The organism is Methylobacterium sp. EM32 (assembly GCF_040593685.1).
GTDB lineage: Bacteria > Pseudomonadota > Alphaproteobacteria > Rhizobiales > Beijerinckiaceae > Methylobacterium.
The window spans coordinates 37,120-60,561 of the sequence record NZ_JBEXZS010000091.1; the positions used below are offsets into that span (position 1 = coordinate 37,120).

Sequence of the window (23,442 nt, forward strand, 5' to 3'; positions counted from 1 at the left end):
CATCCAATACGGTCGCGGGATGGTCAGGCCGCGTCGTCCTTGACGTAGGACGCCACGCCGTTGCCGAAGGACCACTCGTCCCGCTCGTTCGGCGAGAGGACGATGAGGACGTCCTCCGGGCGCAGGCCGGGGTTCTCGACGAGATTGTCGGTGATCGCCCGGTAGAGCGCCTTCTTCTGCGCCGTATTCCGCCAGTTCCCGGCGATGATGTTGACGATCACGATCTCGTCGGTGCGGTGAAGGCCGAGGTAATCGGCGTCGTAGACCAGCTCGTCACGCGCGTGCTGGTGGATGAGCTGGAAGCGATCGTCGGCCGGCACACCGTAGGCCTCCATCAAGCCGCGATGGACGCCATCGGAAATGGCACGGATGTGCTCCGGCGACTGGCCTCGGAGGAGCGAGATGCGGACGAGGGGCATTGAATTGGTCCTCGGGAGGATGGCGTCGCGCCGCAGCGGGTTGACGCCCCATCCATAGGCGACCACGATAATTCCAAAAATTTGAAACTTTCGAAGTTATGCATCGGCAATATCGAACAATGGCCCTCCGCACCAACCTCGACATGGACGTGCTGCGAACCTTCGTGACCGGGTTCGAACTCGGCAGCTTTGCCCGGGCGGCCGAGCGTCTGGGCCGGTCGCAATCCGCCGTCAGTACGCAATTGCGGAAGCTGGAAGAGCAGGTCGGGCAGCCTCTCGTGCAGAAGGCCGGGCGCGGCCTCGCGCTGACGGCCGCCGGCGAGAGCCTGCTCGGCTACGCCAAGCGGCTGCTGGATCTCAACGACGAGGCGGTCGATCGCCTGCGTGGCACGGAGCTCGAAGGTTGGGCGCGTCTCGGCCTCGCGCAGGATTTCGCCGAGAGCTGGCTCCCGGCGGTGCTCAAGCGGTTCTCCCGCGCCTATCCGCGGGTGCTCATCGAAGTTCAGGTCGGGCTCGGCGCGCACCTGATCGAGAAGACGCTGAAGGGCGATCTCGACATCGCGCTGGTCTGGGGCGACGGCGGCGACGCTCCGCACGCGCGGCGGGTCGGCGAGGTGCCGATCCACTGGGTTGGCCAGCCCGATTGGCCGGGTCTCGCGAGCCTCGGCCGGGAGCCAGTCCCGCTCGCGGCCTTCGCGCCGCCTTGCACGTTCCGGTCCGCGGCCGTGGCCGCCCTGGACGAAGGCGGGTTGCCGTGGCGCCTGGTCTTCACGAGTCCCAGCCTCTCGGGCATGTGGGCCGCGGCCGAAGGAGGGCTCGGCATCACCGCGCGGACGGCCATCGGCTTGCCGAAGACGGTGTGCGTGCTCGATCCCGCCTCGACCGGCCTGCCGGCCCTGCCGAACGCAAAGCTGACGCTGCATCAGGCGGAAGCCGAGCTGTCGCCGGCCGTCACGCGGCTGAGCGAAATTTTCCTCGAGACGATTCGGGAGCAGGTCGGGTGATGCGAGCGCCTGTCAGCCTGCCGAAGCTTGCAGCCCGGCCAGTCCAGCGCTTCCGGTCATCGTGGTTCTTCGCCTCAGCGGCACCACGCTATGGGATACGGTCCAGGCGGGCCGTGCAAAGCCGGTACGAGGTAGCAACTTACTGAGAGAACTGCGCTTTCAGCAAGCCTGGCGGAGAGGGAGGGACTGTCCAATCAGACTAAAAAACTCAACAAACTCAGTGGTTTCGCGTTCGGCTCTTCGCACACTTTGTACCAGCCCTTTGTACCGCGTGTCCAGACTGCCTTGGTAGGTCCCATTGCGACTCAGGGGTCCGACTTGCTCTTATTCAGGGGCGAGCAGCTGCCCTGCGAGCCCCCCGATCTCGGAGTCGATCCACGCAAGCGCTTTACGGTAGGCGGCGTACTTCGCCTCAAGCTCCCCGGGGACATACGCATGCCTAACTCGAAAGGCCTTCGCGACTTGGCGATGGAAAATCCGTGAACGCGGTGGCGTAATCCATCGACATGGCGAAGGCGGTTCGGCGCGCCGCAACCAACCCGGCCTGTCTGATTTGCTTGTCCACCGGAGTTGACGCCATCACATTGGTCGGCAGCGGCCATCGACAGGCATCCCCGCCGATGACGTATCGGTGTTGTCGGTACCTGCTCGCACTTCCGCAACTGTGGCGATGACTTTTCGAGCCGAGCGTCGGGCTCGGTAGGGCGAGGTTGGCGTTCACCCCGGCCCGAACCGCCGGTCCTGACCCCATGCAGACATTGATCTCACCCATCTCAAAGGTCCGCTTCGAAGAGTATAGCGGCGGCTGGCCCGCACTCCTTACCAAGACTGCCTGAGCAGATGCTTCTCAAGAATCCCGAGCGCCGCAAAGCTCCCGATGCGGCCGAGGCCGAGACGCAGATGGTCCTGGGAGACCGGCGCCAGCGACGAGCGCCACAGGATCGAGGGCAGGACGAGAAGACCGGCCTCGGATGCGAGCGTCCGCGCGAAGTCGGTCGCCCCCTCGTGCCCGCGAAACCGCGGATACGCGAAGGCGAGATTCCTCGGTTCGTCCGGCTCGAAGACGTCGGAATGGCGATCGAGCAGAGCGCGCAAGCGGCGATGGTTGCGCCGTCCAATCGCGCGGGCGCGATCGGTGATGCGATGCTCGGCCCGCAGCGCGATCTCGCCCAGGATCTCGCTCGGAGCTGCAAGGCAGCTCGACAGCAGGTTCTTGGCGGCGACCGTGCGGCCGAGGACGGCGCGGTCGCGGCAGGCGGCCCAGCCGACGCGCAGGCCCGGCAGCCCGAACCCCTTCGACAGCCCGTTGATCGAGATACCGCGCTCGTAGAGGTCCACGACGGGCGGAACGGCCCGGTCCAGAGCGCAGTCGGTCTGGCGGTAGACCTCGTCGTTGACGAGCCAGAGCCCGTGCCGGCGGCAGAGGGCGATCAGGCCGTCCAGGGTCGGCCGATCCAGGGCCGCGCCGGTCGGGCTGTTGGGGAAGTTCGTCAGCACCAGCCGTGTGTTCGGGCGCAAGGCCGCGGCGAAGCGGTCGAGGTCGAGGCTCCAAGCCCGGTTCGCGGACAGGGCGACCCCGTCCGTGGCACACAGGCCCGTCACGACGAGTTCCAAGGGCTGGTAGATCGGCACCACCACCACGGCGTGGTCCTCCGGGGCCAGCAGCGCCTGGAGGAGGCAGGTCATCGTCTCCTGCGCGCCCGCACCGACGAGCACCTCGTCCGCCCCGACCATCGCGTAGCGGGCGGCGACCGCCTCGCGCAGGCGGAGGGAGCCGCGCGGATCGGCGTAGCCAAGATCGAGGCTCCGCCAGCGCAGCCGGTCGTCGGAGCTTGCGAGGCGCAGCAACGCGGAGAGCTGGAGCGGCTGCGAATCGGAGGCTGCGAGATCGTGATATGCGCAGGCCGACCAGCTCCTCAGGTAATCCGCCATGGCGAAGGACCGGGAGGGCAGGCCACCGCCTTCTCGCTGGTCGATCCCGGCCTCCTCCCGCACGTCGTCGGTCCAGCGGTCGGTCGAGGCGTCCGCGTCGAGCTCCACGGCGATCCTCACGCGCGCGGCGCCGGACGGGCGGCGATGCGCAGGTAGGTCGCGCCGATGCGCGCCGAGGCCCGCAGCGTCCCGGACACCGAACCGGCGACCTTCGATGCGCCTCCGATCCGTCGCCGGTAGGGCATCGGCACCTCCAGCACGCGCAGACCCGCGCGAGCGGCCTGCAACTGCATCTCGATGTTCCAGCCGTAGGTCGTCTCACGCAGGCACAAGGCCCGGAGCGCGGCGCGGTCGATGGCCCGGAAGGCGCACATATCGGTATAGTGCACGCCGTAGCGCAGGCCGATGCCGAGTCCAGCGAGCCGCCCGGCGAGCACCTGGTGCCAGAGCATTGCGCCGGGCTCGCGCTGGCCGAGGGTCCGGGAGGCGAGGACGAGGTCCTGGGCGCCGGCGAGCATCGGGCCGGCAATCGCCTCGATCAGGTCCGCCCGGTCGGCCCCGTCGCCGTCGAGGAAGACGATGACGCGGCTTCCGGGATCGGCCGCCTCCGCTCCCGCCGCGCAGGCCCGGCCGTAGCCCCGGCCGGCCTCGATCACCCGGGCGCCCGCGGCCTGGGCGACCTCCCGGGTGCCGTCCGTCGAGCCGCCATCCGCCACGATCACGTCTCCAGAGTAAGGCAGCGGGATCTCGCGGATCACCGCGCCGATCGCCTCGGCCTCGTTCAGGGTCGGGATGACGATGCTGACCGGGTGCATCGGCTCACAGGCTCCAGCGCAGGCCGCAGTTGCGGCACGGGCTTGGAGGCGCGTCGGAGAGGAGCGCCGCACGGAAGTCGCGATAGGCCTCGCCGTTCCAGATCTCCCGGAGCGTGGCCTGGGTGGCGTCGCCGAGCGTGTAGTGCGAGTAGCCGCGCACGGAGAACGGCGCGATGCAGCAGGGCAGCGCCCGGCCATGGGCCGTGAAATACATCAGCGACCACGGCCGGCGGCAGGTCGCCCAGGCCCGGTCGTCCTGCTTCCTGAGGCTGATCCCGGGCTCGGTCGCCCCCGAGGCGTCGAGCGTCACCCCTAGCGAGCGGCCGAGCGCCTCCGCCTCGGCGATGGACGCACTCTCCTCGGACCGCGCGCTCTCGAACAGCGACAGGTCGGCCCGGGCCATGCCGTAGCCCGCTTCGTCGAAGACCAGGCGCTGGAGGTGCACCTCGGTCACGCCCATCGCGGCGGCCAGCCGCACGAAGGCCGGCAGCTGGTCGACGGTTTCCTTGAGGCCGGTGAGCCAGAGCGACACGCGGGGCGTCGTGGCGCCGGTCGCCTTCTGGTAGGCGATGAACTGTCCGACGTCGCGCACGATGCGGTCGAAGAAGTCCTTGCCGCGCACCCTGAGGTACGAAGCCCGGTCGGCGGCATCGAGGGAGACGCGCAGCTCGTCGAGCCCGGTCTCGATCAGCGCCCCGAACCGCTTCGGCTGCAGCAGGGTGCCGTTGGTGTTGAACAGCACGTAGGTGCCGCGGTCCTTCAGGTACCGGATCATGCGCGGCAGCGCCGGCACCAGCATCGGCTCGCCGACGCCGTGGAGCACGACCCGGGCGATGTTCGGCACCTGCTCGACGATCTGGGTGAACAGCTCCCAGCTCATGTCGGCCGGGGGTTCCAGGGTCTCGAAGGTGCGCGGGCAGGTCTCGCAAAGGAGGTTGCAGCGGTTCGTGACCTCCAGGTAGAGGCAGACCGGCGGCGCGACGGCCTCCGCTGTACGCGCAGCGCCGATCTCCTCGAAGTAGCGGCGCGGATCCTTCAGGGCGGCGGAGACGGTCATCGAGCGGTTCCTTGGGGGAGGAGGGCGGCCGGGCGCGGCCTGCGGGCCTGCCACGCCGCGCGGGCGGCCAGGACGAGGCCCGGCACGAAGACCAGCGCCGGCCAGAGGAAGCGGTCGTCGAACGGGTCGATCAGCAGCAGCAGGGGCGCCGCGCCGAGCCAGATCACCGCCGGAAGCGGCGCGACGACCGCGGGCAGCGTCAGCCAGGGGTAGTACCAGGCGTAGTGCGGGCTCGCCGCGCAGGTCGCCAGCGCCGCCAGGATCCCGGCGTCGCGGCACAGGGCGACGGCGTCGGCCGTGCCGGGCCTGTCGTTCCGCCCGAAGGCGATCCGAAGCGCGAGGGCGGCGAGCGCCAGGCCGGCGCACAGGAGGTAGGCCCGCACGAGGCCCGGGGGGCTGAAGCCGAGATGGCCGAGCCCGGCGAGCAGCCAGTAGCCCGCGCCGGTGTCGTAGCCTTCTTCCGCCCCGTAGGACCCGGCAAAGCCGAGCACGCCCCGGCCGACGCCGAGATAGGGCAGGTAGAGGACGATGATGACCGCGATCCCGGCGAGCACCGGCCGCCACAGCCGGCCGCCGCGTACGAAGGCGGGGGCGACCGCGAGGGGCAGCACCTTCACCAGCGCCGCCGCAGCCAGAAGGGCGCCCGCGAGCCCGTCGCGGCGGCGGGTGCGCGCGAGCAGCGCCACCCCGAGGAGCCCGACCGCCACGGCGTCGACGTGCCCGTCGCAGGCGAAGGACCACAGGGCGAGCGGGTTCCAGGCGTAGATCAGGATGCGCTCCAGCGGCAGGCCGGCGCGGCGCAGCACGGCGAGCATCGCCAGCACGCCCATCGCCTCGAAGCCCAGCATTGCGAGCTTCATCCCGGTGACCCCGCGCGAGACCTGGCCGACGGCGGCGAAGACGCCTTGCGCGGCGGGCGGGTAGATCGTGTGGGCGTAGTCCTTGCGGTTGATCAGCGGGTAGATCGCCGGATCGCGTAAGGGCTCCAGAGCCGGATCGGCCGGGATGTAGCGGTACGGGTTGATCCCGGCGGCCTGAACCTGCCCGTCCCAGACGTAGCGGTAGATGTCGCTCGACAGGAACGGCGGCGCCGGCACGAGCGCGGCGCGCATCGCCACGGCGAGGCCGAGGATCATCCACACGGCCGCACGGGGCAGCCGCTCGCGCAGCACCAGGCGCACGGCGAGGAGGTAAACGGCGAGACCGACAGTCACCACGGCGACGAAGGCGTTGGCGCGGGCCGGCGAGCCGACGGTGTCGGCGCCCGGGACATGGAGGGCGAGCGCGCCGAGATTGATGCCGGCGAGCAGGATTCCCAGCGCCGCGAGCCGGCGGCTCGGGCCGGCGAGGATCCGGATCATGCCGGCACGGCCTCGCGGGCGAGGCGCGCCAGGGCGGCGCGGGTCACCGGCGCCGGGGAGCCGGCTGTCTCGGCGGCGAGCCGCGCGAGCGAGGCCGCGTCGTCGACATCGTACCACGGCTCCAGCTCGACGAGGTCGAGGCCGATCTCGCGGGCCCTCGCCCGGGTCGCGTCGGCGACGGACGCGGTGCTCCAGGCGATGTTGGCGAACAGGTGAGCATGGGCCCGCTTGAGGCCGAGAAGGTAGTAGCCGCCGTCGTCGCAGGCGCCGAGCACGCCCCGGTCGCCCGGGGCGAGCAGGGTCCGGGCCGCCTCGATTAGGCGCCGCGTCGGCAGGGTCGGAACGTCGGCGCTGAGCACGCAGGCCGCCGCGTGGCCGCGATCGAGCATGCCCTGGACGGCCTGCAGCAGGCAGCGGCCGAAGCCCGCCACCGCCGCCGGAGCCGGCGCGGTGCCGTCCGCCAGCACGAGGGCGGTCCCGGGCGCGAGGTGGGGAGCGACCAGTCCCTTGGTACCCGGCGGGGCGTAGGCCGCGTAAGGAACGATCGGGGCGGATCGCGCCGCCCGCGCGAGGGTGTCGGTCGTGTCGCGCAGGAAGGCGGCGCTCAAGGACGCGGCCTCGTCCGCGGTCAGCGGCGGGCACAGCCGCGTCTTGGCGCGGCCGCTCTGCGGGGCTTTCGCCATCACGCCGATCGCGCAGGTCGCGGCCGCTTCGAGGCCCGGTCGTCGTGTCATGGGCGAGAATCCCGCGCTTGCTCAGTGGAAGGGCCGGACGATCCCGACGCGGATCGTCGCGTCCGGCGGGATCTCGGCGACGGAGTCCGGTGCGAGGCTCGGCAGGGCGCGCAGGCGCTCGGGCGTCAGGCCCATCAGGGCGACGTGCTCGCCGAGCAGCGCCACCGCCTCGACCGGCACCGCCACCAGGCGGGGCCCGAACCCGCTCCACTCGATCCGCTGCAGGCCGAGCCATCCCAGCCCCCACGCCCCGTCGAGGCGCACGACGACCTCGAGCGCCCCGTCGCCGCGGCGCACGAGCCCCGTCACCCGGCCGAGGACGGGCTGCGATTCCTCCGGCTGGAGCAGCAGACGGCCGGCGAGGTCGCCGACGCGCACCGGCTGGGGAAAGCGGCGCGCCGCCCGCGCCGCCATGTCGGGGACGGTCATGCCGGGCACCGGCATATGGCCGGGGGTCGGCGACGGGCCCGCCGTCTGCGCCTGCGCCGCGACGGACAGCGCCAGGGTGAGGCAGGCGGCGAGGCCGCTGGCCGTGCGGGCGCTCATAGCCCGGAAAACCAGTTGAAGCCCCGGCTCTCCCAGTACCCGCCCGGATAGGTATTGGTGACCTCGATGGCGGTGATCCATTTAGGATTCTTGAAGCCGAGCTTGACCGCCGTGCGCAGCCGCAGCGGATAGCCGTAGGGGTCGGGCAAGCTCTCCCCGGCGTACCTGGTGGCGAGCAGCGTCTGGGGATGCAGCGCGCTCGCCATGTCGATGCTGCTCGGGTAGTCGTCCGCCGTCTTGAAGGCGACGTACTTGGCGGTCAGGTCGGCCCCAACCCGTTCGAGGAAGGTGCGCAGCGGCACGCCCGACCACTGGCCGATATAGTCCCAGCCCTCGACGCAGACGTGACGGATGATGGTCTCGCGCTCGGGCAGCTCCGCGATCTGGCGCCGCGTCCAGGGCCGCTTGTCGGCGATCAGCCCGCCGAGTTCGAGCCGCCACGCGTCGCCGTCGACCGGCTTCACCTCCTCGACGTCGTAATAGGCGTTGAAGCGCGGCGGCTTCAGCACCATCGACGCCGGGTATTCGGGCGCGAGCTTCAGCGGATCGAAAAGGGCGGCCTGGACGCCGTCGTTGAGGTCGGAGACGGCGCGCAACGCCCGGCCGACCGCGCTCGAATCGCTCACGTCGCAGCCGGTCAGCATCGTGAGCGCGCCGAGCGACAGGCCGCCGCGCAGGAAGCCGCGGCGCTCGATCCGCCGCAGGAGCGGGCGATGGTCGTCGAGGATGCCGGGATCCGGCACCGTGAGGGGGCGGAAGGGGGATCTCATCGGGCGCACTCCGTCGCCGCGGCGGGAGGCAGGACGGGGCCGCCGGTCAGCATCGCCCGCAGCGTCCGCGGCACGAGCAGGGCGAGTGCGACGTGGACGAGGAGAAAGCCGGCGAGGACGCCCATGCCGGCGAAGTGGACGAGGCGCGCGCCCTGGAACCCGCCGAGCAGCGCGACGAGGCCGGAGAGCTGCACCGGCTTCCAGATCGCCAGGCCGCTGACGACCTGACTGACGCCGGCCAGGATCGCCACGATGTAGAGGATCTTCTGGACGGCGTTGTAGGTCGTCAGATCCTCGTGGGCGAGCTTGAGCTTGAGCGTGTCGCGCAGGGTCTGCCCGATGTCGCGGAGGCGGATCGGCAGCAGGCGCTCGCGCAGGCGCCCGGTCGCGATCCCGTAGGCCAGGTAGGCGGCGCCGTTGGCGACGAGCAGCCACATGGCGGCGAAATGCCAGAGCAGGCTCTCGGCCGCCCAGGACCCGATCCGGAACGCCTTGGGAAAGTAGATCCCGTGGATGATGACGGAGTCGTCGTAGATGCCCCAGCCGGAGCCAATCAGCACGACCATCGCCAGTGCATTGGTCCAGTGCATGATGCGCACCGGCAAAGGGTGCAGCCGGCGCCCGGCGCTGTCAGGATGCGGTCTCATGATGCGAAGCTTTTCCTCAAGTCGGCGCGTTGACACGCAAAGACGCATCGATGTTTATATCGAGCAAATCACGGATTGTTGTGCGTATATACTAATAAAATATCTTGCGCGACGTCATATTGATTGTCATTCATCGCGAATGCGTAACGACGAGCGATCCATGGAGGCCGCATGACTTGCACCGTGCTCGCCAGCCTGTTGCCCACCCTGTCCGTGCAGGTCCACGCCTTCGCGTTCTGCGAGATCCAGACCGGCTGGCGGCTGGCGAAGAGCGCCCTGGCCGACGCGCTCCTCGTCCACTACGTCCTGGCGGGCTCCGGCTCGGTCGTGGTCGCGGATCAGCCCCCGCTGCTCTTCGGCCCAAACAGCATGATCATCCTGCCCCGGGACGTCGATTACTCGATCGGGTCCGTGGACGCGGCCGGCACGGTGACGAGCGGCGAGGTGCGCCGGCTCCTTCCCAACGGCCTCGTCGCGTATACGGCGGGGGACGGGAGCCGGGACATCCTCCTGGCCTGCGGGTCGATCTCGGCGAGATATGCCGGCGCACTCGGCCTGTTCGACCGCCTGCATGGCGCGCTGGCGGAGGACCTGTCGGCCGACGCCCGCCTGCGCCACGCCTTCGCGTTCATGATCGAGGAACTGGTCCGGCCCGGCCTCGGCACGCAGGAGGTGACCAGCGCGCTGATGAAGCAGTGCCTGGCGATCCTGCTCCGCGTCCACCTGGAGGAGAAGGGGACCCGGTCGCCGATCTTCGAGGCCCTGCGCGATCCCCGGCTGGTGCCCGCCATCGCGGCGATCCTCGACGCGCCCGGCGCGCCGCACACCGTCGACAGCCTCGCCGCGCTCTGCGGCTTGAGCCGGACCGGCTTCGCCGAGCGCTTCTCCGCCACCTTCGACGAGGGGCCGATCGAGTTCCTGCAGCGGGCCCGCTTGCAGCTGGCCGCCAAGCTGCTGACGACGTCTCCGATGCCGGTGAAGGTCATCGCCGAGAGCGTCGGCTACGCCAGCCGCAGCTACTTCTCGCACGCCTTCAAGGCGGCCTATGGCTGCGATCCGAGCACGTACCGCCACCGCGCCGACCCCCTGGCCGCCACCCCGGACCAGCTGCCGGACGCAGGATCCGGCGTCGCGGGGAGGGTTGCCGGCGAGGAGTAGGGGCGGCAGCAAAAGCGCCGGACCTGGTGTGAGCATCGAAGGCATCGCTGTCGTCATCCCAGGTCACTGTCGCAAATGCGCCGCACCCGCAAAAGCCGGTCGACGTGCGCTATCGTTCAAATCTGGTGCGGCGGAGTGGATGAGGCGCACCAGGCTCATATATCGGACTATATGCAATCACATCCGGCGCATGCATCGCCCGGATGCAGGGGATATTGCATTCTGGAGAACCGTGAATGCTTGTATCGCCGAACGATCCACTTTGGGGATAGCATCCCGACGGAGGAGCCCGCGCTCCTGTTCGGTGACGGCGGCCCGCATCAATCCGCGAGGGCGGTCCTTCCCGCAGCCGGGCGCGGGTACGGCCGGGCCGCTCCCCATCATGCGCGTCCGCGTGGGTCGTGCAGTCTCTCCATCCGACCTGCAAAGGGATGTTCCATGCCCCACCCGCACGCATCCGCTCCCCTCGCAGCTGGCGCGCACAGCCTCGTCATCGATGGCGTGAGGCAGCAGGTTCGGGTCGCGGGACAAGGGCCCTGCTGCATCGTGCATGCGGGAGGCCCCGGCATCGACGCCGGCTACCTGCGGATGCCGCTCCTCGAACGGCATCTGACGATGGTGTATCTCGATCCCATCGGGACCGGAGCGTCGGGGCGCCTTCCGTCGCATCCGATGGGCTACACCGTCGACCGGTTCGCCGATCAGGTGCTGGCCTTCGTAGAAGCGACCGGTCTCGACACCCCCTTCCTTCTCGGTCATTCCCACGGGGCCTTCGTCGTCCTGCAGGCCGCCCTGAAGCGGCCGGGGGCGACGAGCGGCCTCATCCTGCATGCCGGCGCGGCCTGGACCGGAGGCGATTTCATGGCGGCTGCGAGCGCCGAGATCGACCGGTTCGTCGACAGAAACGTCGGAACCCGCGAGGCGGAGGAGGTCCGGAAGGCCTGGGCGGCACTGCCCGAAATCCGCAGCGACGAGGATTATACGGCGGTTCTGCGCGGCCTCCTGCCGGCCTACGTCTCGGATCACCGGCGATGCAGGGACGTCCTCGACGTACTGAGATCGCAGCTTTGCGCGACGATGCTGGTCGGCGATCGAACGCCCTTCGACGTTCGCGACGCCTTGCCGGGCCTCGCAGTTCCCACCCTCGTCCTGGCGGGAGCCGCCGATTTCATCCTGGGACCGCGGCACGCGGCGATCCTGGCCGGGACGCTTCCCCATGCCCGGCTCGTCACCTTCGGGAGCAGCGGCCATTTCGCCCATCTCGAGGAGCCGGATGCCTTCGCGGACGCGGTCATCCGCTTCACGCAGGACCCGGGTTCAGGCTTGCCCTGAGGGGTACCCTTGCGCCTCACGGTCGCCCCGGCTTCCGGCCGGCGGCCTCGAGGATGAGGTCCGCCACGGCCTGCGGTTGCGAGATCAGGGACAGGTGGCTCGCCTTCAGCTCCACCGTCTTCGCGTTCATGCGCTTGGCCATGAACCGTTCGAGGTCCGGGTCAATCGTCCGGTCCTCGGTCGAGACGGCGTAGAAGCTCGGCTTCGACCGCCAGGCCGCCCGGGTCGTCCGGCCGGTCAGCAGCGCCTTCCGGAACGGCTGCTGGACCGCGAACAGCACCCTGGCCCTGTCCGGGGGCAGGTCGCCCGCGAAGTCCCGCAGGAAAGCCGCCTCGGTCAGCCGGCCCTCGTCGCCGTCGTACACGATCCCGGCCGAGGCCGGCGGCGTCGGGAAGGTCCCGGCGAGTGCGGCGTAGTCCTCGCCCGCGTCCGGGGCCCGGGCGGCGACGTAGACGAGCGCGCCGACCTTCGGGTCGGCGCCGACCTCGGTCACGATCATGCCCGAGAACGAGTGCCCGACCAGAACGGTCGGCCCCTCCTGCCGGGCCAGCACGCGCCGAGCGGAGGCGACCGCCTCCTCCAGCGTGGTCAGCGGGTTCTGCACGGAGGTAGCGTCGAGGCCGGCCGCCTGCAGCCTCGGGAACACCTCCGACCAGCACGAGCCGTCGGCGAACAGCCCGTGCACGAGCACGACGCTGCGGGCCCGGGGCAGCGCCTGTGCGGACGCCGTGCCGGGAAGCAGCGCCGCCGCGGCCGCCACGAGGGCCTGGTTCATGGATCGACGTGTCGGCATGATGCGCGTCTCCGTTCGGGGGCTCCGGCGACCGAGAGGCCGGCCCGATCGTCATGGCGGAAAGGGTACACCCGTCAGTCGCGCGCAGGCATCCAGGAGCGCGTCCTGGCACGCCTCGTCCCGAGTGAGCGGGTCCGGCTCGCGCAGCGCCCGGTGGTAGAAGTACCGTCCCGTCGAGCGGGCGAGGGGCTCGTCGGCGACGGCGAGCCAGGCCTGGGTGAGGTGGGCCTGGGCCAAGTCGTCCGGTGCGCCCGGACCCCCCATCCGCGTCGGGACCCATCCCGGCTCGAGCGCGTTCGCTCGCACGTCCGGCCACCGGCGCGCCACCCCGAAGGCGAGCGCCACGTCGAGAAACTTGCTCTCGGCGTAGGCCTGCGACCCGTTCCACCGCCGCCGCTCCCATTGAAGGTCGTCCATGTCCGGCCGCCCCCCGGGATGCATGCCGGAGCTCAGGTAGACGAGCCGGTCGGGGCGCTCGATCAGGGCAGTCAGGAGGTAGGGGGCGAGCACGTTGATCGCGAAGAGGTGGGACAGCCCGTCCGCGGTCGGGATCCGGCGGGGCTCGCGGTAGCCGATCCCGACATTGTGGATGACGGCGTCGAAGCGACCAGTCGCGTTCGCCTGCGCGGCGACCGCCCTCATCCCGGCAATCGTCACGACGTCGTCGATCAGGACGCCAGCCGCCTCCGGCAGCGCCCGGCGGGCCGCTTCGCCGCGCGCGTCGCTGCGGGCATGCAGCACGACCTCGTGCCCGCTACGGGCGAGGTGCTGACCCGCCATGAGGCCGAGCCCGTCCGCGGACCCGGTGATGAGGATGCGTGCCACGGTCAGTCCTCCAGCAGTGCTTCGGCGAGGATCGGCGTCGAGCGCAGCCGCTTGCCCGTCGCGTGCCAGACCGCGTCCGAGATGGCCGCGGCGACCCCGGTGATCCCGATCTCGCCGACGCCCTTCACCCCGGCCGGGTTGATGAACGGGTCGGGGTCGTCGAGAAACGTGACGTCGATCACCGGCACGTCGAGGTTCACCGGGATCATGTATTCGGCCAGGTTCGTGTTGGTGAAGCGGCCGAAGCGCGGGTCCATGTGGGTCGCCTCGAACAGCGCCTGGCTCATCCCCCAGGTGATGCCACCGATCAGCTGGCTCTCTGAGAGCTTCGGATTGAGGATGCGGCCGCAGGCGTAGACCCCGGTGAGCTGCCGCACGCGGATCATCCCGAGATCGGGATCGACCGCCACCCTGGCGAAGATCGCGCCGAAGCTGTGCATCCCGCGCGGTCCGGCCCGCGCGTCGCGCTCGGGCTCGCCTGTGCGGACCTGGCCCGGGCCGCCGGGGTCGAAGCGGCCCTCGCACGACAGCTCCGTCAGGCCCGCACGACGCAGCACCGCCGCCACCGTCTCGCTCGCGCCGTCGCGGGCGACGATGCGGTTGTCCTCCAGCCTCAGGTCGTCCGTGCCGCGGCCATGGAACGGGCCGTCCTCCTGGCCGGCGGCCATCCCCAAGAGCCGCGCCGTGAGGTCGCGCGCCGCCTCCATCACGGCCGGGGCGAGCGATCCCGTCAGGGAGGCGCCCGCCTGCATCGGGGCCTCGGGCAGCCCGGTATCGCCGATCAGCGCCCGCACCGCGTCAATCGGCAACGCGAGGGCGTCGGCCGCGAGCTGGCGCATGAAGGTCGCGGTGCCGGTGCCGATATCGGTTGCACTGGCGGCGACATGCGCGGTGCCCCCCGCCGTGATCGTCACGCGCGCCCGGGCGGGCTGGCGATAGACCGTGTGCGAGGCGCTCGCCATGCCGATGCCGATCAGGAGGCCGTCCTCGCGCATCGTGCGCGGTTCGGGACGACGCTGAGGCCAGCCGAACCGCTCCGCCCCGACGCGGTAGCACTCCTTGAGCCGCTTGCTCGACCAGGGCGAGCCGTCGACCGGATAGGCGTCCGCGTGATTGCGCAGGCGCAGGTCGATCGGATCGATACCGAGCTCGGCCGCGAGTTCGTTCAAGGCGCATTCCTGCACCAGCATGCCGGGCGCCTCGCCGGGGGCCCGCATAAAGGTGGGCGCCATCACGTTGGCCCGCCTGAGCCGGCAGCGCGTCTCCAGAGCCGGCAGGTCGTACAGGAAGGTGAATGGGTACCAGCTCGGCTCGACCCAGTCCTCCCAGGCGGGGGTGGCCGAGAGCTTGGTCACCGCTGCGCCGACGAGTCTCCCATCGCGCGTCGCGCCGAGCGCCAGGTCGATACGCTGCTCCTCGCGGAAGCCGACCGAGGTGTACATCTCCGCGCGGCTGAGCACGAGCCGAACGGGCCGGCCGACCTCCCGGGCTGCCAGGGCGGCCAGCCAGCTGTGCGACCAGACCGGTCCCTTGCAGCCGAAGCCGCCGCCGACGTAAGCAGCCACCACCCGGACGTTCTCGCGCGGCAGGCCCAGCACCTTGGCGAGGCCGTTGCGGTGATTGGCGACGTGCTGGCTCGTCTCGTAGAGCGTCAGCCGGTCGCCATCCTCCCAGACCGCGACGGAGGCGGCAGGCTCCATCGGGTTGTGGTGGTTGTAGGCGAGCGTCCAGCGGCCTTCGATCGTCACCTCGGCGTGTGAGAGCGCGGCCGCCGCGTCCCCGCGCCTGACCGCGCCCGGGAGATGGCCGGCGAGGAAGCCGAGCCAGACCTGCTCGGGCTCGTGCCATGCCTCGCCGGAGAGATCGGCGTCGCCCTCGAGGCCGACGCACGGCCCGTCCTCGTCGAACGCGTAGCGGACGATCGCGGCGGCGTGCCTGGCCGCTTCGAGGGTCTCGGCCAGAACCAGCCCGATCGGCTGGCCGGCATAGTGGATCGTCGCGTCCGCCATCGGCACGAAGGCGGAGCCGTACATGATGTCCCAATCGGGCTGCTCGGGCGGGCTCACGAGACGCGGCATCGTTCCGGGCGTGAATACCCTCACGACGCCCGGCACCGCCGCGGCGGCGGTTGTGTCGGCCGAGCGGATCGTGCCGCGCGCGATCGGGCTCGGCACCAGCACGGCGTGGAGCAGGCCGGGCAGGACGACGTCACCCGCGTAAGTGATTGCGCCGGAGACCTTCAGCCCAGCTTCGGTGCGGGGGATCGGACGGCCGGTGAAGGGATGGGCTTCGCGGGTCACGTGCGCACCTCCGCATGGCGATCGGCGAGGGTCCGCAGCGCGCGGCCGATGGCCGCCCGTGCCTGCGGAAGCTTGTAGGCATTGCCGGTCTGCGGGTGGGCCCCGTCGAGCGCCGCCTCTACGAGGCGGGCGAGCGCCCGCGCGTCGTCGGGACGGCGGCCGGCGAGCAGCGCGGCCGCCGGCGCGACCCGCCACGGCACCGCGGCGAGACCGCCGAGCGCGAGGCGCGCATCCAGGATCGTGCCGTCGCCGGCGAACTCGGCGGCGACGGCGACCGAGACCGAGGCATACTCGTACGAGCTGCGGTCCCGCACCTTCAGGTAGTGCGACCAGCGGCTCAACGGGCCAGTCGGCAGCGTCACGCCGGTGACGATCTCGCCCGCACCGACCACCGTCTCGATCTCGGGCGTCCCGCCCGGGAGGTAGTGGAACCCGGCCGCAACCACGCTGCGCGCCCCGCTTGGGCCGTCGAGGTGCACCACGCCGTCGAGCGCCGCCAGCATGACGGCGAAGTCCCCGGGATAGTTCGCGATGCAGTGCTCCGAGGTGCCGAGCACCGCCAGGTTGCGGTTCTCGCCGCCGATCGCGCTGCACCCGGTGCCGGGGACGCGCTTGTTGCAGGGAAAATGCCGGTCGCGGAAGTAGACGCACCGCGTGCGCTGGAGGAGGTTGCCGCCGATCGACGCCATGTTGCGCAGCTGACCGGAGGCGGCGACCAGCAGCGACTCCGACAGGCCCGGCGCCTGCTCGCGCACCCCCGGATGACTGGCGACATCGCTCATCCGGGCGAGCGCGCCGATCGCGAGCGCATCCTCCGTCAGCCCGATCGCATCCAGGCCGGGCAGGCGGTTGACGTCGATCAAGAGGGTGGGCTGCATGACGCCCGACTTCATCAGGTCGACGAGCGTCGTGCCGCCTGCGAGGAAGCGCGCGTCCGGGTGCTCGCGGGCGAGGCGCAGCGCCTCGTCGCGCGTGCGTGGCTCGACGTAGCCGAAGGGCTGCATGACGATACTCCTCAGGCGTCCCTGGCCGCGGCGACCGCGCGGATCGCTGCGACGATGTTCTGGTAGGCGGCACAGCGACACAGATTGCCGCTCATCCGCTCGCGGATCTCGCGCTCGTCGAGATCGGGCCGGCCGGCGAAGCGACGCGTCGGGTCAGTCGCGGCGCTCGGGCGACCCTGGTCGACCTCGGCCAGCATCGCCACGGCCGATATCACTTGGCCGGGCGTGCAGTAGCCGCATTGGAGCGCGTCGTGCTCGGCGAAGGCGCGCTGCATCGGGTGAAGGGCGCAGTCGTCGCCGGCGAGCCCCTCGATCGTGGTGATCTCCCGGTCACGCACCGACAGCGCCAGGGTGAGGCAGGCCAGGACGCGCCGTCCGTCGACCAACACAGTGCAGGCGCCGCAGGCGCCGTGATCGCAGCCCTTCTTCGTGCCAGTGAGGCCGGCCCGCTCGCGCAGGGCGTCGAGCAGCGTCGTCCATGGCTCGACGACGAGAGGACGATCCGCCCCGTTGACGCGCAGCCGCAGCGGCACGGCGGCGAGGGGATCGTGGACCGCGAAGGTCGGTCCAGGCACCGCAGATGGCTCCAGCGGATCGGTCGGTGCAGGTGTGGAGGCCGTGTCGGTCGCCATGTCCGTCTCCCGTGGCCGGCGCCGCCATCGGCGGCCGGTTCGTGTCGAGGGCGCCCGTCACCAGGGAAGCTGCGCGCCGAACCGGTCGACGTAGCGCAGGCCCGCGCGGCCCCGGTTCGCCTCGATCATGTCGACGACGCGCGGGATGCTCTCCTCGATCGAGAGCAGCGCATCGCTGCCGCCCATCTCGGTCCGCACCCAGCCCGGGGCGACCAGCAGCACCGCATGCCCGCCGTCGGCGTGCTTGGCCGCGTAGCCCTTCATCAGCATGTTGAGCGCGGCCTTGCTGGAGGAGTAGAGCTGCCACCCGCCCGTGGCGTTCGCGATGCTGCCGAGTTCCGAGGTCATGATCGCGACGGTGCCCCCGGCCGGCACCAGGTCGCGCAACAGTTCGGCCGCGCGCACGGGCGAGAACGCGTTGGTCAGCATCATGTCGAGGAAGTCCGCCTCGCTCGCGCTGGCCGGGCTCGCCTCGATGGCCCGCGCGATGCCCGCATTGACGAACAGAACGTCGAGGCGCCGCCCGTCGAGCCGCCGGCGGAGCGCCTCGACGGTGGCGGCCTGGTTGATGTCGACGCTCTCGACCTCGAGGCTGCCGGGAAAGCGGGCGGCCAGCGCATCGAGCCCGGCGGAGCGCCCGCGGGCCGTGGCGATCACGTGCCAGCCGCGCCCGAGCCATTCCTCCGCGAGCGCGAGGCCGAGGCCGCGCGAGGCACCGACGACGAGCACCGTGGCAGGCTGTGTCATGCGAACCTCCTTCGGATCTGCTCCGGATTCCATGCCGCAAAGCCGCTTCCGAGATTAGCGCCGATCTGTCAGAACATTCCGGACTTGCAGTCATGGAACGATCTGGAGTCATGGACCGATGCCCTACGATGGCCGGCTGCTGGCCGGCGTGACGGTGCTCATGGCGGTGGTCGAGGCTGGGACCATGACCCGGGCCGCCGAGGCGCTCGGGCTGACCCAGTCGGGCGTGGGGCGCGCCATTCAGCGACTGGAGGTCCGCGTCGGCGTGCGGCTCCTCGACCGCACCACCCGGACCCTGCGGCTCACCGACGAAGGGCGGCGGTTCTGGGAGCGGGTCGGGCCGCTCCTCGATGGTATTGAGGAGGCGGCGCTCGACGCGGCAGGCAGCGCCCGGACGGTGCGCGGGCGCCTGAGGGTCAACGTCGACCCTTTCTTCTCGCGCCTCGTCCTGTCGCGCGAACTGGCGCGCTTCCTCGCGGCCCACCGCGAGCTGCGGCTCGAACTCATCATGCGCGACCAGATCGGCGACCTCGTCGCCGACGGCTTCGACATGGCGCTCCGGTTCGGGGAGCCGCCGGTCATGGGGTTTTTCGCCCGCAAGCTCCTTGAGTCCCGGATCCTGACGGTCGCCTCGCCCGCCTACCTCGCGGCGCACGGCCGCCCGGCGCATCCGCGCGATCTCCTCGATCACGCCTGCATCGACTACCAGGACCCGCTCACCGGCCGGCCGTTCGCGTGGGAGTTCCGCCGCGGCGACGAGGTGCTGCCGGTGCGCCAGCCGGCCCAGCTGATGGTGTCGGACGTCGAGACGATGATCGGTGCTTGTTGCGAAGGAGCGGGCATCGCCCAGGTCATGCAACTCGGTACCCGGCACATCCTCGCCCAGGGCCGGCTCGTAGAGATCTTCCCAGACTGGCCGGGCGAGACCTTCCCCCTCTACGCGATTTACCCGTCGCGGCAGCACCGGGCCGCCAAGGTCAGGGTGTTCACGGAATGGTGCCTGACGCTGCTCGGCGGGGAGAACGAGCTCGATGCGGCCGCGACGCGCTGATGGATGTCCAAGCAGAGTTGCACGGGGCAACTCTGCTTAGATTCCTGTTTTCGCATCATTTTCGTCGCCGAACCGGTGACCGCTTCGGCGAATGATGCTTAGAACGCCGCCTTGCCGATCGAGGCGCCGCCATCGACGTGGAGCGTCTGGCCGGTCATGAACGCCGCCCCGTCCGATAGCAGGAAGGCGATCGCCGCGGCGATCTCGTCGGGCCGGCCGAACCGCCCCATCGGCACGCCGGCGAGGTAGCGCTGCTCGCCCTCGCTGCCCGGCGGGTTGTTGGCGCGAAACAGCTCCGTCTCGGTCGGACCCGGCGCCACCGCGTTGACGGTGATCCCGGTCGCCGCGAGTTCGAGCGCCCAGGAGCGGGTGAAGCTCACGAGCGCCGCCTTCGCGGCCGCATAGGCCGTGCGCTCGACGCTGCCGAGGACCGTGAGGCTGGAAATGTTGATGACCCGGCCCCAGCCGCGCTGCCGCATCCCCGGCAGGGCCGCCTGCACGGCCTGGAGCGCGGGGTGGAGGTTGACGCGCAGCACCTCGTCGAGCGCCGGAAGCTCGACCGCGCCGAGCCGCTGCGGCCGCACGATGCCGACATTATTGATCACGCCGTCGAAGGCGTGGCGCTGCGACAGGTCGGCGAGAACCGCGGCGGTCGCGGCGTCGTCGGCGAGGTCGGCCGCCACCAGCGTGCCGGGAAAGCCCTCGGTGCGGTGGCGCGCGAGGCCGACGACGTGATGGCCGTCGCCCGCGAGGCGGTGCGCGAGGGCAAGCCCGATGCCCTTGCTGGCACCGGTGACGAGGAAGGTCCGGGACATCTCAGGTCTCCTGTTGGCTTGATCGCCCGGCCGCCCCACTCGGCCCGGGCGCTTCGGGTCAGGCGGCGACGAGCGCGCGGCGCAGCACCGGCAGCATGTCCTCGGGCTCAGGCCGGCGGGTGTAGTCCGGGTTCACCTCGGCGTAGAGGATCGTCCCGTCCTGCCCGATTACGAAGCGCCCGGGCATCGGCAGGGTCCAGCTTTCGTCACCGTTGAAGGCCGGCAGGTCGTTCTTCAGGCTCTTGTAGAGGTCGACCAGATAGTCGGGCAGCGCGAAGCGCAGGCCGAAGGCGGCAGCGACTGTGTTGTGCGGGTCCGACAGGATCGGGAAGGCGAGCCCGTTCTGGCGGACCGATTTGCGGCTGTTGGCTCCGTTCTGCGGCGAGATCGCCACGAGGCTCGCCCCGAGCTTCCGGAACTCCGGCAGCACCTCCTGGAGCGACTGCAGCTCCATGTTGCAGTAGGGGCACCACACGCCCCGGTAGAAGCTGATCACCAGTGACCCCTGGGCCAGCAGGTCGGCGGAGGCGATGGAACGCCCGTCGGGATCGTCGAGGGTGAAGGCGGGCGCCCGGTCGCCGGCCTTCAGGGCGCGGGCGGCCGCTCCGGAGGCGATCAGTTCCGCGGTGGCCCTTTGCATCGTCGCGATCACCGAGGGCGGGACGTTGTAGGGCGGCTTGCCAGCCTGGAAGTCGGCCTTGAACGCGTCGAGCTTGGCTTGAAGGGTCATGGATCGGCTCCTCGATGAAGAGTTGGGGCAGGACGGCTCGCGGCAGCCATCCGCGTCGGGGTCATGTCCGCTGCGGGGCGGCCCGCGGCGAGTGGACGGATGCCGGTCAGGCCTGCGGGACGAGGGCGTTCACCCGCTCGACCGCGCGCTGCACAGAGGGGCGCGCCGCCACGGCCTCGTACCAGCGCGCGACGTGCGGCGTGTCTTCGAGATTGACGCCCGCGAATTCGCGCCGCCAGAGCCAGCCGAAATGCGCGATGTCGGCCACCGTGAACGCGTCGCCGGCGACGAAGCGCCGCTCGGCCAGCACGCCATCGAGCACGGCCAGCGTCCGCCTCGCCTCGGCCGAGAAGCGCGCGATGGCAAGCGGCTGCGGCTCGGAAGCCTGGCGCTGGAAGAAGCCGGCTTGGCCGAAGGCCGGCCCGAGCCCGGAGGCGTGGAAGAACAGCTGCTCGAACACCTGCGCCCGGCCCTCGCCAGTGGCCGGCAGTAGCCGGCCGGTCGTCTCGGCCAGGTAGACGAGGATCGCGGCGGACTCGGTCAGGACCAGACCGCCCCCGGCTGCCGCGGGATCGACCAAGACCGGCACCTTCGCGTTCGGGTTCAACGCGACGAAGCCGGGGGCTTTCTGCTCGCCGCGGCGCACGTTCACCCCGTGCAGGCGGTAGGGGAGACCGAGTTCCTCCAGGGCGATCGGCACCTTGATGCTGTTGGGCGTGGCGAAGGCGTATACCTCGAACATGGCAACCGGGCTCCGGACGGGTCACCGCGGCGTCGCGGTGGGTACGGTCACCGTGATGCTCCTCGGGCGATGGACAGGGCAGCCGGCCCGGGGCGATAACGCTCATTCCCACGGGGAATGACCTTCGAGGAGAAATCGAGTGGACCGCTACCAGGCGATGGCCACCTTCGTGCGGGTGGTGGAGGCCGGCTCGTTCTCGGGCGCCGCCCGGCTCCTGAACGTCGGCCAGCCCGCCGTCTCGAAGACAATCGCGCAGCTGGAGAACCGGCTGCAGGTCAGCCTGCTCCTGCGCTCGACCCATGGCCTGAGCCCGACGGAAGCGGGCTTGCGCTTCTACGAGCGGGCGCGGGCGGCCATCGCCGAAGCCGACGAGGCCGAGCTCGCCGCCCGCGGCGCGGGAGCCGGGCTCGCGGGCCGCCTGCGGGTGTCCGCGGCGACCACCTTCGCGCGGCTCCACGTCGTGCCAATGCTGCCGCGCTTCCTCGGCCAGCATCCCGACCTCGACATCGAGGTGATCCTCGACGACCGGGTGATCGACCTCGTGAGCGAGGGGGTCGACCTGTCCCTGCGCATGGGGGCGCTGCCGGACTCCGCCGCCGTGGCGCGCCGGCTCGCGACCGGCGCCCGCTCAGTGCTCGCCACCCCCGGCTACCTCGCCCGAGCGGGCGAGCCGCACGCGCCCGCGGACCTCGCCGAGCACGAAGCGGTGATCTACAGCCAGCAGCCCGAGATCTGGGCCTTTACCCGGGAGGGCACCGAGGTCTCCGTGGCGGTACGCGGGCGCGTCCGGGTCAGCGCGGCCGAGGGCCTGCGCGCGGCGGTCCTCACGGACATCGGCCTCACCATCGCGTCCGACTGGATGTTCGCCCCCGAGATCGCGAGCGGTGCGGTGCGGCAGCTGCTCCTGCCCTGGAGCCTGCCCGCCATCGACCTGTGGGCAGTCTTCCCCACCGGGCGCATGGCCAGCACCAAGGCCCGGCTCTTCGCCGGCTTCGTCGAGGCGGTGATGGCGGAAGCGAAGGCCCATTCCGCGGCGGCATAGGCTTTATCGCTCCGCGCCGTCATCCGTCTCCGGGTGTAAGTCCTTAACTCGTCCTCACGCCGACCGGACCAGGGCCGGCACGACAACGAGGACCGCACCCATGGCCCGCTTCGACAGCTACCGCGACGCCTTCCCCAATGCCCGCCTGACCCGCAAGCCGAACGGCGTCCTGGAAGTCGTGCTGCACACCGAGGGCGGCAAGCTCGTCTTCGACGGCCACACCCACGAGCAGTTCGTCGACCTGTTCCACGCCATCGGCGAGGACCGCGACATCCGCGCGGTGATCCTGACCGGATCGGGCGACGCGTTCATGGACGCGATCAGCCCCGAGGGCTTCGACTTCTTCACGCCCCAGGGCTACGACAAGATTTTTCGCGAAGGCCGCAAGGTGCTCGGGAACATCCTCGACATCGAGGTGCCGATGATCACCGCGCTCAACGGCCCGGTGCTGCTGCATAGCGAGTACGCGCTCCTGACCGACATCATCCTGGCGACGCCCGAGACGGTGTTCCAGGATAAGCCGCACTTCGAGTTCGGCATCGTGCCGGGCGACGGGATGCATATCCTGTGGCCGGAGGTGATCGGCTCGATCCGCGGGCGGTACTTCCTGCTGACGCGGCAGATCCTCGATGCGCGGACCGCCCAGGATTGGGGCGTCGTCAACGAGATCGTCCCGCGGGACCGGCTGCTGGCGCGGGCGCACGAGATCGCCGACGGCATCGCCGCGCTGCCGCCGCTCACCGGACGCTACACCCGGATCGCGCTGACGCAGCGCCTGCGCCGGCTCGTCGAGGAGGGCACCGGCTACGGCCTGGCGCTCGAGGGCATCAGCGCCGCCGACGTGGCGAGGCGCATGGCCGCCCAGGCCTGACGCTCGCCCGTTCAGAACCGTTCTGGGGTTCTTGCAGCCGCCGTTTCATACCCTCGCGCCTTCGAACAGGTCTGTTCGAGGGTGCGACGTTGTCATGCCCATGACGTGTCCGGCT

24 protein-coding genes are annotated in these 23,442 nt (G+C 70.8%); 6 read left to right on the plus strand and 18 right to left on the minus strand.

From position 1 onward, the window contains the following. Positions 1-23: 23 nt before the first annotated feature. Positions 24-419, minus strand: a complete 396-nt coding sequence (locus ABZT49_RS13440; RefSeq protein WP_355286562.1) for a tautomerase family protein — start codon at positions 417-419, stop codon at positions 24-26. A gap of 119 nt (positions 420-538) precedes the next feature. On the opposite strand from ABZT49_RS13440, the gene ABZT49_RS13445 reads away from it, so the two are divergent. Beyond that, positions 539-1,423: a LysR substrate-binding domain-containing protein gene (locus ABZT49_RS13445; RefSeq protein ID WP_355286563.1), complete on the plus strand. Its 885-nt coding sequence runs from the start codon at positions 539-541 to the stop codon at positions 1,421-1,423. A gap of 819 nt (positions 1,424-2,242) precedes the next feature. On the opposite strand, the gene ABZT49_RS13450 is transcribed toward ABZT49_RS13445, so the two are convergent. The 8 genes from ABZT49_RS13450 to ABZT49_RS13485 are packed head-to-tail and all read right to left on the minus strand — an operon-like array spanning position 2,243 to position 9,285. Then, positions 2,243-3,463 carry a pyridoxal phosphate-dependent aminotransferase gene (locus tag ABZT49_RS13450; protein WP_244538349.1) on the minus strand — a complete coding sequence of 407 codons (1,221 nt, stop codon included), beginning with the start codon at positions 3,461-3,463 and terminating at the stop codon, positions 2,243-2,245. 8 nt (positions 3,464-3,471) lie between these two features. Next, positions 3,472-4,170 (minus strand): glycosyltransferase family 2 protein, encoded by a 699-nt coding sequence (locus ABZT49_RS13455; protein WP_091748236.1) that lies wholly within the window; start codon positions 4,168-4,170, stop codon positions 3,472-3,474. A gap of 4 nt (positions 4,171-4,174) precedes the next feature. Next, entirely contained in the window at positions 4,175-5,227 is a 1,053-nt protein-coding gene (locus tag ABZT49_RS13460) for a radical SAM/SPASM domain-containing protein (protein WP_091748238.1), read from the minus strand. Beyond that, a complete protein-coding gene (locus ABZT49_RS13465) occupies positions 5,224-6,588 on the minus strand; it encodes a glycosyltransferase 87 family protein (RefSeq protein ID WP_355286564.1) in 1,365 nt (454 codons plus the stop codon). Before ABZT49_RS13465 ends, ABZT49_RS13460 begins: the two co-directional genes overlap by 4 nt. Continuing rightward, complete coding sequence (locus tag ABZT49_RS13470) at positions 6,585-7,322, minus strand: DUF2064 domain-containing protein (protein WP_091748244.1); 738 nt, start codon at positions 7,320-7,322, stop codon at positions 6,585-6,587. Before ABZT49_RS13470 ends, ABZT49_RS13465 begins: the two co-directional genes overlap by 4 nt. Before the next feature lie 21 nt (positions 7,323-7,343). Further along, complete coding sequence (locus ABZT49_RS13475) at positions 7,344-7,868, minus strand: hypothetical protein (RefSeq protein WP_355286565.1); 525 nt, start codon at positions 7,866-7,868, stop codon at positions 7,344-7,346. After that, entirely contained in the window at positions 7,865-8,638 is a 774-nt protein-coding gene (locus tag ABZT49_RS13480) for a molybdopterin-dependent oxidoreductase (protein WP_091748247.1), read from the minus strand. Before ABZT49_RS13480 ends, ABZT49_RS13475 begins: the two co-directional genes overlap by 4 nt. After that, on the minus strand, positions 8,635-9,285 hold the full coding sequence (locus ABZT49_RS13485) for a cytochrome b/b6 domain-containing protein (protein ID WP_060851032.1): 651 nt from the start codon (positions 9,283-9,285) through the stop codon (positions 8,635-8,637). Before ABZT49_RS13485 ends, ABZT49_RS13480 begins: the two co-directional genes overlap by 4 nt. A gap of 171 nt (positions 9,286-9,456) precedes the next feature. Between ABZT49_RS13485 and ABZT49_RS13490 the strand changes: the two genes are divergently transcribed. Beyond that, positions 9,457-10,443, plus strand: a complete 987-nt coding sequence (locus ABZT49_RS13490) for an AraC family transcriptional regulator (protein ID WP_091748249.1) — start codon at positions 9,457-9,459, stop codon at positions 10,441-10,443. Between the two features lie 501 nt (positions 10,444-10,944). After that, on the plus strand, positions 10,945-11,775 hold the full coding sequence (locus ABZT49_RS13495) for an alpha/beta hydrolase (RefSeq protein WP_355286566.1): 831 nt from the start codon (positions 10,945-10,947) through the stop codon (positions 11,773-11,775). A 16-nt stretch (positions 11,776-11,791) separates the two neighbouring features. On the opposite strand, the gene ABZT49_RS13500 is transcribed toward ABZT49_RS13495, so the two are convergent. Genes ABZT49_RS13500 through ABZT49_RS13525 form a run of 6 tightly spaced genes read right to left on the minus strand, consistent with a single transcriptional unit; the run spans position 11,792 to position 18,076 of the window. Beyond that, complete coding sequence (locus tag ABZT49_RS13500) at positions 11,792-12,568, minus strand: alpha/beta hydrolase (protein WP_355286567.1); 777 nt, start codon at positions 12,566-12,568, stop codon at positions 11,792-11,794. A gap of 51 nt (positions 12,569-12,619) precedes the next feature. Next, entirely contained in the window at positions 12,620-13,393 is a 774-nt protein-coding gene (locus ABZT49_RS13505) for an SDR family NAD(P)-dependent oxidoreductase (protein ID WP_060851035.1), read from the minus strand. A 2-nt stretch (positions 13,394-13,395) separates the two neighbouring features. Continuing rightward, a complete protein-coding gene (locus tag ABZT49_RS13510) occupies positions 13,396-15,693 on the minus strand; it encodes a xanthine dehydrogenase family protein molybdopterin-binding subunit (protein WP_355286568.1) in 2,298 nt (765 codons plus the stop codon). Further along, entirely contained in the window at positions 15,690-16,697 is a 1,008-nt protein-coding gene (locus tag ABZT49_RS13515) for a xanthine dehydrogenase family protein subunit M (RefSeq protein ID WP_091748261.1), read from the minus strand. The genes ABZT49_RS13510 and ABZT49_RS13515 overlap by 4 nt, the downstream gene beginning before the upstream one ends. An 11-nt stretch (positions 16,698-16,708) precedes the next feature. Beyond that, the gene (locus tag ABZT49_RS13520; RefSeq protein ID WP_063920198.1) at positions 16,709-17,329 is read right to left on the minus strand and encodes a (2Fe-2S)-binding protein; all 621 of its coding nucleotides are present in this window, start codon (positions 17,327-17,329) and stop codon (positions 16,709-16,711) included. 57 nt (positions 17,330-17,386) lie between these two features. After that, a complete protein-coding gene (locus tag ABZT49_RS13525) occupies positions 17,387-18,076 on the minus strand; it encodes an SDR family NAD(P)-dependent oxidoreductase (RefSeq protein ID WP_091748263.1) in 690 nt (229 codons plus the stop codon). Between the two features lie 118 nt (positions 18,077-18,194). Here ABZT49_RS13525 and ABZT49_RS13530 point away from each other — a divergent pair, with 118 nt between their 5' ends. Then, entirely contained in the window at positions 18,195-19,127 is a 933-nt protein-coding gene (locus ABZT49_RS13530; RefSeq protein WP_091748266.1) for a LysR family transcriptional regulator, read from the plus strand. A gap of 98 nt (positions 19,128-19,225) precedes the next feature. On the opposite strand, the gene ABZT49_RS13535 is transcribed toward ABZT49_RS13530, so the two are convergent. The 3 genes from ABZT49_RS13535 to ABZT49_RS13545 form a co-directional block, all read right to left on the minus strand. Further along, the gene (locus tag ABZT49_RS13535; RefSeq protein ID WP_091748269.1) at positions 19,226-19,942 is read right to left on the minus strand and encodes an SDR family oxidoreductase; all 717 of its coding nucleotides are present in this window, start codon (positions 19,940-19,942) and stop codon (positions 19,226-19,228) included. Between the two features lie 58 nt (positions 19,943-20,000). Continuing rightward, positions 20,001-20,672, minus strand: a complete 672-nt coding sequence (locus tag ABZT49_RS13540; RefSeq protein WP_355286569.1) for a peroxiredoxin-like family protein — start codon at positions 20,670-20,672, stop codon at positions 20,001-20,003. Between the two features lie 106 nt (positions 20,673-20,778). Continuing rightward, the gene (locus tag ABZT49_RS13545; RefSeq protein ID WP_091748275.1) at positions 20,779-21,414 is read right to left on the minus strand and encodes a glutathione S-transferase family protein; all 636 of its coding nucleotides are present in this window, start codon (positions 21,412-21,414) and stop codon (positions 20,779-20,781) included. A gap of 139 nt (positions 21,415-21,553) precedes the next feature. Between ABZT49_RS13545 and ABZT49_RS13550 the strand changes: the two genes are divergently transcribed. Both ABZT49_RS13550 and ABZT49_RS13555 read left to right on the plus strand, forming a co-directional pair. Next, positions 21,554-22,456, plus strand: coding sequence for a LysR family transcriptional regulator (locus ABZT49_RS13550; RefSeq protein ID WP_091748278.1), 903 nt, complete (start codon positions 21,554-21,556; stop codon positions 22,454-22,456). Between the two features lie 100 nt (positions 22,457-22,556). Further along, positions 22,557-23,327 carry an enoyl-CoA hydratase/isomerase family protein gene (locus ABZT49_RS13555; protein WP_355286570.1) on the plus strand — a complete coding sequence of 257 codons (771 nt, stop codon included), beginning with the start codon at positions 22,557-22,559 and terminating at the stop codon, positions 23,325-23,327. Positions 23,328-23,442: the final 115 nt, after the last annotated feature.

Excerpts from the sequence above, each read along its gene's own strand:
- ABZT49_RS13440 (WP_355286562.1), bottom strand. The coding sequence starts at position 419 with ATGCCCCTCGTCCGCATCTCGCTCCTCCGAGGCCAGTCGCCGGAGCAC.
- ABZT49_RS13485 (WP_060851032.1), bottom strand. The coding sequence starts at position 9,285 with ATGAGACCGCATCCTGACAGCGCCGGGCGCCGGCTGCACCCTTTGCCG.
- ABZT49_RS13555 (WP_355286570.1), top strand. The coding sequence starts at position 22,557 with ATGGCCCGCTTCGACAGCTACCGCGACGCCTTCCCCAATGCCCGCCTG.
- ABZT49_RS13460 (WP_091748238.1), bottom strand. The coding sequence starts at position 5,227 with ATGACCGTCTCCGCCGCCCTGAAGGATCCGCGCCGCTACTTCGAGGAG.
- ABZT49_RS13465 (WP_355286564.1), bottom strand. The coding sequence starts at position 6,588 with ATGATCCGGATCCTCGCCGGCCCGAGCCGCCGGCTCGCGGCGCTGGGA.
- ABZT49_RS13475 (WP_355286565.1), bottom strand. The coding sequence starts at position 7,868 with ATGAGCGCCCGCACGGCCAGCGGCCTCGCCGCCTGCCTCACCCTGGCG.
- ABZT49_RS13500 (WP_355286567.1), bottom strand. The coding sequence starts at position 12,568 with ATGCCGACACGTCGATCCATGAACCAGGCCCTCGTGGCGGCCGCGGCG.
- ABZT49_RS13455 (WP_091748236.1), bottom strand. The coding sequence starts at position 4,170 with ATGCACCCGGTCAGCATCGTCATCCCGACCCTGAACGAGGCCGAGGCG.
- ABZT49_RS13490 (WP_091748249.1), top strand. The coding sequence starts at position 9,457 with ATGACTTGCACCGTGCTCGCCAGCCTGTTGCCCACCCTGTCCGTGCAG.
- ABZT49_RS13480 (WP_091748247.1), bottom strand. The coding sequence starts at position 8,638 with ATGAGATCCCCCTTCCGCCCCCTCACGGTGCCGGATCCCGGCATCCTC.
- ABZT49_RS13520 (WP_063920198.1), bottom strand. The coding sequence starts at position 17,329 with ATGGCGACCGACACGGCCTCCACACCTGCACCGACCGATCCGCTGGAG.
- ABZT49_RS13545 (WP_091748275.1), bottom strand. The coding sequence starts at position 21,414 with ATGTTCGAGGTATACGCCTTCGCCACGCCCAACAGCATCAAGGTGCCG.
- ABZT49_RS13540 (WP_355286569.1), bottom strand. The coding sequence starts at position 20,672 with ATGACCCTTCAAGCCAAGCTCGACGCGTTCAAGGCCGACTTCCAGGCT.
- ABZT49_RS13525 (WP_091748263.1), bottom strand. The coding sequence starts at position 18,076 with ATGACACAGCCTGCCACGGTGCTCGTCGTCGGTGCCTCGCGCGGCCTC.
- ABZT49_RS13470 (WP_091748244.1), bottom strand. The coding sequence starts at position 7,322 with ATGACACGACGACCGGGCCTCGAAGCGGCCGCGACCTGCGCGATCGGC.
- ABZT49_RS13445 (WP_355286563.1), top strand. The coding sequence starts at position 539 with ATGGCCCTCCGCACCAACCTCGACATGGACGTGCTGCGAACCTTCGTG.
- ABZT49_RS13535 (WP_091748269.1), bottom strand. The coding sequence starts at position 19,942 with ATGTCCCGGACCTTCCTCGTCACCGGTGCCAGCAAGGGCATCGGGCTT.
- ABZT49_RS13515 (WP_091748261.1), bottom strand. The coding sequence starts at position 16,697 with ATGCAGCCCTTCGGCTACGTCGAGCCACGCACGCGCGACGAGGCGCTG.
- ABZT49_RS13530 (WP_091748266.1), top strand. The coding sequence starts at position 18,195 with ATGCCCTACGATGGCCGGCTGCTGGCCGGCGTGACGGTGCTCATGGCG.